Source organism: Streptomyces sp. MBT65, from assembly GCF_016612545.1.
Classification (GTDB): Bacteria; Actinomycetota; Actinomycetes; order Streptomycetales; family Streptomycetaceae; genus Streptomyces.
Map to the genome: position 1 here is coordinate 1 of NZ_JAENRY010000438.1, position 7,097 is coordinate 7,097.

The window sequence follows — 7,097 nt, forward strand, 5'->3', positions numbered from 1 at the left end:
GGGCGCGCTCCCGCAACCCCTGGTCCTTGCTACCCCTGCTCCCGCGCAGGCCTCGGCCAACTGTCCAGCAACTGCTCGTCCGTCAGCGCCGACGTCCCCTCCGGCGGCGACCCCGCCAACCCGAACCCCACCATCAGCACCTCCGCGTAGCGGCGCCAGGCGCCCGGTGCCACCTCGTTCGTGCGGTCGGCGACGGCGCCGATCATGTACAGGAAGGCGTATACGTCGGCGCTGGCGAAGTCCTCGCGGACCGCGCCCGCCGAGGCCGTCTTCGTCCCGGCGAAGGACGGCACCGACGAGGACGCGGGCTGGCTCGTGTCGCTCGTCTCGGATGACGACGGCGCGGCGGGGGAGTTGCTCGTCCTCGTCCTCGACGCCTCGGACCTCTCCGTGCGTCTGCCGGATCACACCGCCAGGTGATCGGCGAAGAAGCCGCTCAGCTTCTCCACGGCGGGCGTGACGTACTCGTCCCTGTCATAGAGATCGCGTCGTGGCAGGCATGCTGCCGTCGTGGCAGGCATGCTGGCCGCCGCCTCCGCGGTACGGGCCGCGGAGGCGGCGGCCAGCATGCCTGCCACGACGGCCGGGTCCTGGGCGCCGTCCGCACCGAGCCGGAACTGCCGTGACATGTCTACGGCGCTGACCGTGCCCACGGCCCGGATCCGCGGGTCGGTCGCGGTCGCCGCCAGGGCGTATCCGCCGGAGGCGCAGATGCCCAGCGCCCCGATCCGGCCGGGATCGACCTCGTCACGCGTGCCGAGGAAGGAGACCGCGGCCTTGAGATCCTCGACCCGCTGCCCCGGATCCTCCAGACCGCGCGGCTCACCCGCGCTCTCGCCCTGATACGCGGCGTCGAAGGCGAGCGTGACGAACCCGCGCTCGGCCAGCAGGCGGGCATACAGCCCGGAGGCCTGTTCCTTCACCCCGGTGCCGGGATGCCCGACCACGATCGCGGGATACGGGGACCCAGGCCTGCTCTCCCCGTCCGGGATGTACAGATGACCGGCGAGCTTCAGGCCCGCGCTGGGGAAGGTGACGTCGATACGCATGGGGATGCACTCCAGTCGGAGGTGAGAGAAGCCGTTCTACGGCCGTGCCCCCACCGTCGCCCCACCCCACCCGGCGCCACCAGGGACGGCTCTGCCTATGCGGTTCTGTACCAGGCACGCGCGCGCCGACCCGACGACACTGGACGCATGGCAGACCGTGACGCGTCGTCCCCCTCCGGCTCCTCCGGCCCTTCCGGTCCTTCCGGCAACGAACTGGGCGACTTCCTGCGCGCCCGCCGCGCGGACCGCGACCCGCACCGGGCGGGCTTCCCCGACGACGGCCGACTGCGCCGCGTGCCGGGACTGCGCCGGGAGGAACTGGCCCACCTCGCGCATGTGAGCGTCGACTACATCGTCCGCCTGGAGCAGGGCCGCACCCGCCGTGGCTCCCGCGCCGTCCTGGACGCCCTGGCCGACGCGCTCCAGCTCGCCCCGGACGAGCGCGCCTACCTCTTCACGCTGGCCGAAGTCGCGCCGGGCGCCTCCGCCCGGCCGCCCGTACGACGCGAAGTCGCCCCGCGGCTAAGGCAGTTGCTGGACACCATGTACGACGTCCCGGCGATGGTGCTGCACCGGGGCATGGACGTCCTAGCCTGGAACCGCGCGGCCGGCGCCCTCCTCACCGACTTCGGCGCGCTGCCTCCGGCCGAGCGCAACCTGATCCGGCTCACCTTCCTCGACGCCGACTTCCGTGCCCTGTACGCCGATTGGCCCCGGGCCGCCCGCGAGTGCGTCGCCGTGCTGCGCATGGAGGCGGGCCGTACTCCGCACGACCCCGCGCTGACCGCTCTGATCGGTGAACTCGCCGACCGCGACCCGGACTTCCGCACCTGGTGGGCCGAGCACCAGGTGCGGGGACCGCGGCAACTCACCAAGACGTACGTCCATCCGGTCGTCGGTGAACTCACCCTCGACGTCCAGCAGTTCACCGTCGACACGCACCCGGAGCAGTTCCTCGTCGCGTACACGGCCGCACCGGACTCGGCCTCGTCCGAGGCGCTGCGGTTCCTGCTCCAGTGGGCGGACGGGCCCACCGGCGTTCAGGCGCACGGGAGTTGACGCACGCGTTCTCCTCGCCCCGGACGGCTCACCGGCCGACCGGTGCGCCCGCCACCGCCGAACTGCCGGGCAGCGGCGTACGAGCGGGCCGCTGCGCCAACACGTCGAGGATGTTGTCCACCGCCAGGTCGACCATCGCGGCCCGGGTCGCCTCGGTCGCCGACCCGATGTGGGGGAGCGTGATGACGTTCGGCTCGGCCACCAGCGGGGACAACTCCGTTCCCATCGGCTCCCGTTCGAAGACATCGAGCCCGGCGGAGTGCAGCCGCCCCTCACGGACGGCGTCCAACAAGGCCTCTTCGTCCACGACCCCGCCGCGCGAGGTGCTGACCAGCGTGGCCGTGGGCTTCATCGCCGCCAGCTCGCGGGCCGAGATGAGATGGCGGGTCTCCTCGGTGAGCGGCACATGCAGCGACACGATGTCGGAGTCGGCCAGCAGCGCGGCCAGGCCCACCGAGGTCGACAGGTCGTCGTCCGGGGCGTACGGGTCGTGGTGGATCACGCGCATCCCGAAACCCTGGGCCCGGCGGGCCACCGCGCGGCCGATCTGGCCGTAGCCGACCAGGCCGAGGGTGGCTCCATGGACGTCCAGGCCGAGGTAGTCGTGCATCCGGAACAGTCCCCAGGAACCGTCCGCGAGGCTCGCCCCGGCCGCTCCGACACGGCGGCGGGCGGCGAGGATCAGCGCGAAGGTGAGGTCGGCGGTGGTCTCCGCGAGGACGCGGGGCGTGTGCGTGACGACGATGCCGCGCTCGGCGGCGGCAGCGCGGTCCACGTTGTCGAAGCCCATGCTGGCCAGCGCGATCACACGCAGCGAGGGGCCCGCCGCGTCCATCAGGGCGGCGTCCACGAGGTCGTTGCCGAGGGCCAGTACACCGCTCACCCCGGGGGCGAGGGCGGCGAGTTCGGCGGGACCGGGCTTGCCGGTGCCGGGCCAGGACACCGGCTCCGCCGCTTCGGACAGCCGGCCCAGACCGTTGCCGGGCAGGGTTCCACGGGTGACGAGGACACGCTTTTCCATCTGCTTCTCCAGTGACGAGCCATGCTTTGCCGGCCAGGCGGATCAATTCGATCGACGCTAGTCGGGGCGGTCACCGGAAACAAATAGCGGATTCCTCTGACGCTATTGGGCTTCCTTATTCTTCGCGGTGTCGATTCTTGTCGGTGTCGATCAGTTCCAGGAACAGATCGTGCACGGCCAGCGCGGGCTCCGAGAGCGGCTGATTGTCCGAGGTCACCACGGACAGCTTGACGGTGATGACGGGTGCCACGATCCGCCGCACGGACAGCGTGCGGAGATCGAGAATGGCGCGCGCCGCCGACCAGGGCAGGACCGTCGAGCCGACGCCCGCGTCCACCGCGTTGACGAGTGTCAACGCGGACTCGACCTCGCCCACCACGTTCAGCCGGAGCGAGGCCTGCTGGAAGGCGGCGTCCACGACCTGCCGGATGGTGTGGATACGGCTGGGCAGCAGCAGGGGCACGCTCGCCAGCTCCTCCAGCCGCACCTCGCCCTCTCCCGGCGGCGCCGTCTCGCCGGGCGCGCCGATCAGATACAGGTCCTCGGTACGGACGGGCTCGAACTGGACACCCCGCAGCGGCCCGGCGCCGTAGATGAACGCCATGTCCATGCGGCCCGTCATGATCGCCTCGCTGATCACGCCGCCGAAGTTCTCGTTGATGTGCAGCAGGATGTCCGGATAGCGCTCGCGCACGCTCTTGAGCAGCGGCAGCGCGAGGGCCGCGCCCAGGCTGTACGGCGCGAGGCCCACCGAGACGCTGCCGGCGGGGGCCCGGCCGGAGACGTCGACGGCGGCCTGGGCGAGGTCCACCTGCCGGAGGATGAGCTGCGCGTGCAGGTACAGCGCCCGGCCCGCCTCGGTCGGGGCCACCCCGCGCTTGCTGCGGATGAGCAGTTGCTGCCCGAACTGCGCCTCCAGGGCGGACAGTTGCTGGCTCAGCGCCGGCTGCGCGATGTGCAGGATGTCGGCCGCGCGCGTGATGCTCCCCGCGTCGATGATCTTGATGAACGAGTAGAGACGTCTGGTGTCCATGCGCGGGGCCTTCCAGATGGAGCGAAGCCTCATCGTAGGGAGGGATCACCCCGAAACGCAGCCCCGGCGAGTGGAGGGTGTGATGGGAGTCATAACGGTTCGCGATAACGCCAGACCGAACGCATATTGGCGATCACCCGACCGGCGGAATAAGTTGTGCGGAACATCCACACCGGAACGGCTCGATGAATTCTCGGTTCGTGTCCGAGGTGTGCGGATCATTTTCCGGATGTCACGAAGACGTGATGGCAATTCTTTCCCCCTGGATTTTTCCCCCTGGATTTCCCCCTTCCCGGCATTCCCTCCCGGAGGACGTCATGACTCCCATGGTTGATCTCGTCGCCGATCTCGGCGAGGGATTCGGCGCGTACACGATGGGCGACGACGCGGCCCTTCTGGAGTTGCTGACCTCCGCCAATGTCGCCTGCGGATTCCACGCCGGCGATCCCCGCATCATGGACGCGACCGTGCGGACGTGCGTGGCGAAGCAGGTCGCCGTGGGCGCCCACCCCAGCTTTCCCGACCTGGTCGGCTTCGGCCGCCGCGCGATGGACCTCACACCGGAGGAGGTCCGCACGGACGTGCTCTACCAGATCGGCGCCCTCCAGGCCTTCGCCGTCGCCCACGGCACCCGGGTGCACCACGTCGCCCCGCACGGCCGGCTCGGCAACCTGGTCGCCGTCCGCGCCGACTACGCCCGCGCCGTGGTGGACGCCGTAGCGGCCCTGGACGAGTCGCTGATCGTCCTCGCGCAGGACGGCGAACTGGCCGACGCGGCCCGCGCCCGTGGCCTGCGCGTCGGGATCGTCGGCATCGCCGACCGCGCGTACCGCGCCGACGGAACGCTCGTGCCCCGCTCCGAGCCGGGCGCGGTGATCCACGACCCGGACGAGGTCGCCCGCCGCACCCTGCGCATGGTCACCGAGGGCGTCATCCGCAGCGTCGACGGCACGGACGTCCAAGTCGCCTGCGACACCGTCCTGTTGCACGGCGACAGCCCCGGAGCGATCGCCCTGGCCGTCCGTATCCGTGAGCAACTCCGCACCGCCGGCGTCGAGATCACCTCCCTCGACAAGGTCCTGACCGGCAAGGACGCCTGAAGTGACGGCCATTGACGCCAAAGCCCAAGCCGAAGCCATCGCCATCGCCAACGCGAACGTGAACGCCAACTTGAACTTGAACGCCAACGTCACCATCGCCGACTGCGGCGACTCCGCCCTGGTCGCCAAGGCGGTAGGCCTGGACGCCGAACCGGCCTGGCGACTCGTGCACGCTCTCGCCGACGCCCTCGACGCCGTACAACTCACCGGTGTTCACGACGTGGTGCCCACCTACGACGCCCTGCTCGTCGAGTTCGACTGCGCCGTCACCGACCACGCCACCGTCCGCCGCGTCCTGGCCCACGAGGCGGCCCGCCTCGGCCCGCACCCCGCGCCGACAGCGCCCCCGCGCCGCTTCGTCGTCCCCGTCGTCTACGGCGGCGAGTACGGACCGGATCTGCCGGAGGTCGCCGCCCAACTCGGGCTGTCCGAGGGCGAGATCATCGCGCTGCACTCCGGTTCCGACCTCACCGTGCGCTGCCTCGGCGCACCCGCCGGGGCCCCGATGACGGACGGCCCGCCCTTCCCGAGACCGGTACCGCGCCTGGCCTCGCCCCGTACGAAGGTCGCCCCCGGCTCGGTCGCGGTGGCGGGCCGACAGTCGGTCATCTGCCCGATGCCCTCGCCCGGCGGCTGGCCTCTCCTCGGCCGCACCCCGGTACGCGTCCTCGACCTGCACAGCGACCCGATCACCGCGTACCGCCCCGGCGACACGTTCCGGTTCCGGCCCATCGACCCCCAACAGTGGGACGAATACACGGACTTGACCCTCGGAGACCTGGCGGAGTCGGTGATCGCCCATGGCTGACACCCTCACCATCCGCACCGCCGGCATCGTCACCGTGCAGGACCTCGGCCGGGTCGGCCGTTCCCGCTACGGCCTGCCCGCCAACGGAGCCGCCGACCAGCACTCGGCGCGCGTGGCCAACGTCCTGTGCGGCAACGACGACCGTGCCCCGTTGCTGGAGATCACCGCCCTCGACTTCGCGTGCGTCCCCTCCGGCGACATCCTCGTCGCGGTGACGGGCGCGCCCGCCGAGGTGAGCGTCGGAGGAGTCGTACGCCCCCAGTGGGAACCGCTCCCGGTGCGGGCCGGCGAAACCATCCGGGTCACCGGCATCCATCGGGGCCTACGCGTCTACCTGGCCGTACTCGGCTCGTTCAACGCGGACTACCTCCAGGGCAGTTGCGCCCCCGACACGATCCTGGGCTTCGGCCCGCCGCTCCGCGCAGGCGACGAACTCGCCCTGCGCACGGCCTGCCCGCCCATCGACCACCCCTTCTCCCGCATCCCCCTGTTCCGTCTGAACGCGCCGATCCCCCCGTTCCCCACCCACTGGACCATCGACGTCACCGACGGCCCCGACCGGGCCGAGTTCGGCGACACGGCCCGGCGCCTCTTCGACGCCCCCTTCACGGTCACCCCGCGAAGCAACCACATAGGCCTACGCCTCCAGGGCGAGGTGCCCCGCCGGGTGAGCAACGGCGAGGTCCTCTCCCGAGGGGTCCCCATAGGCGCGGTCGAGGTACCCGCCGGCGACGAACTCCTCGTCCTCCACCGAGGCCGCGGCGTCACGGCCGGCTACCCCGTCCTCGCCGTAGTCACCGCCACCGGCCTGTCCGCCCTCGCCCAGGTCCGCCCCGGCCAGACCATCACCTTCCGCCACCGCACCCTCGACCAGGCCATCACCGCCCACCGAGCCCAACGCCAAGCGATCGAGTCCCTACGAACGAGGGTCCACACAACCTTCGAGACCCTGCGCATCCGGGCCCCCACACCTTCTTGACACAGGCCCCCTTCCGAAGGAGCCCGAGGAACCGCGCACTTATTGACA

8 protein-coding genes and 1 pseudogene are annotated in these 7,097 nt (G+C 71.2%); 5 read left to right on the forward strand and 4 right to left on the reverse strand.

Annotated elements, in window-relative coordinates; translation table 11 throughout:
• Nucleotides 1–29 precede the first annotated feature (29 nt).
• A complete protein-coding gene (locus tag JHN63_RS47455) occupies nt 30–206 on the reverse strand; it encodes a hypothetical protein (protein ID WP_234478782.1) in 177 nt (58 codons plus the stop codon).
• Here JHN63_RS47455 and JHN63_RS47460 point away from each other — a divergent pair.
• Nucleotides 205–420, forward strand: coding sequence for a carotenoid oxygenase family protein (locus JHN63_RS47460; RefSeq protein WP_234478783.1), 216 nt, complete (start codon nt 205–207; stop codon nt 418–420). The genes JHN63_RS47455 and JHN63_RS47460 overlap by 2 nt on opposite strands.
• 95 nt (nt 421–515) lie before the next feature.
• Here the strand turns inward: JHN63_RS47460 and JHN63_RS47465 are convergent.
• Nucleotides 516–1,049: pseudogene (locus tag JHN63_RS47465) on the reverse strand (alpha/beta hydrolase); the annotation flags it as partial.
• A 147-nt stretch (nt 1,050–1,196) separates the two neighbouring features.
• On the opposite strand from JHN63_RS47465, the gene JHN63_RS47470 reads away from it, so the two are divergent.
• Nucleotides 1,197–2,108 carry a helix-turn-helix transcriptional regulator gene (locus tag JHN63_RS47470; RefSeq protein WP_200691349.1) on the forward strand — a complete coding sequence of 304 codons (912 nt, stop codon included), beginning with the start codon at nt 1,197–1,199 and terminating at the stop codon, nt 2,106–2,108.
• Between the two features lie 28 nt (nt 2,109–2,136).
• Here JHN63_RS47470 and JHN63_RS47475 read toward each other — a convergent pair whose 3' ends face one another.
• Both JHN63_RS47475 and nac read right to left on the reverse strand, forming a co-directional pair.
• Complete coding sequence (locus tag JHN63_RS47475; RefSeq protein WP_200691350.1) at nt 2,137–3,129, reverse strand: D-glycerate dehydrogenase; 993 nt, start codon at nt 3,127–3,129, stop codon at nt 2,137–2,139.
• A 115-nt stretch (nt 3,130–3,244) separates the two neighbouring features.
• Nucleotides 3,245–4,162 carry a nitrogen assimilation transcriptional regulator NAC gene (gene nac, locus JHN63_RS47480; protein WP_200691351.1) on the reverse strand — a complete coding sequence of 306 codons (918 nt, stop codon included), beginning with the start codon at nt 4,160–4,162 and terminating at the stop codon, nt 3,245–3,247.
• 317 nt (nt 4,163–4,479) lie between these two features.
• On the opposite strand from nac, the gene JHN63_RS47485 reads away from it, so the two are divergent.
• The 3 genes from JHN63_RS47485 to JHN63_RS47495 are packed head-to-tail and all read left to right on the forward strand — an operon-like array spanning nt 4,480 to nt 7,049.
• A complete protein-coding gene (locus tag JHN63_RS47485) occupies nt 4,480–5,262 on the forward strand; it encodes a LamB/YcsF family protein (protein ID WP_200691352.1) in 783 nt (260 codons plus the stop codon).
• A 1-nt stretch (nt 5,263) separates the two neighbouring features.
• The gene (locus JHN63_RS47490; RefSeq protein ID WP_307782157.1) at nt 5,264–6,070 is read left to right on the forward strand and encodes an allophanate hydrolase subunit 1; all 807 of its coding nucleotides are present in this window, start codon (nt 5,264–5,266) and stop codon (nt 6,068–6,070) included.
• On the forward strand, nt 6,063–7,049 hold the full coding sequence (locus JHN63_RS47495; protein ID WP_200691353.1) for a biotin-dependent carboxyltransferase family protein: 987 nt from the start codon (nt 6,063–6,065) through the stop codon (nt 7,047–7,049). The genes JHN63_RS47490 and JHN63_RS47495 overlap by 8 nt, the downstream gene beginning before the upstream one ends.
• Nucleotides 7,050–7,097: the final 48 nt, after the last annotated feature.

Coding starts and splice junctions, on each gene's coding strand:
- JHN63_RS47460 (WP_234478783.1), top strand. CDS start 205: ATGTACAGGAAGGCGTATACGTCGGCGCTGGCGAAGTCCTCGCGGACC.
- JHN63_RS47455 (WP_234478782.1), bottom strand. CDS start 206: ATGATCGGCGCCGTCGCCGACCGCACGAACGAGGTGGCACCGGGCGCC.
- JHN63_RS47470 (WP_200691349.1), top strand. CDS start 1,197: ATGGCAGACCGTGACGCGTCGTCCCCCTCCGGCTCCTCCGGCCCTTCC.
- JHN63_RS47475 (WP_200691350.1), bottom strand. CDS start 3,129: ATGGAAAAGCGTGTCCTCGTCACCCGTGGAACCCTGCCCGGCAACGGT.
- nac (WP_200691351.1), bottom strand. CDS start 4,162: ATGGACACCAGACGTCTCTACTCGTTCATCAAGATCATCGACGCGGGG.
- JHN63_RS47485 (WP_200691352.1), top strand. CDS start 4,480: ATGACTCCCATGGTTGATCTCGTCGCCGATCTCGGCGAGGGATTCGGC.
- JHN63_RS47495 (WP_200691353.1), top strand. CDS start 6,063: ATGGCTGACACCCTCACCATCCGCACCGCCGGCATCGTCACCGTGCAG.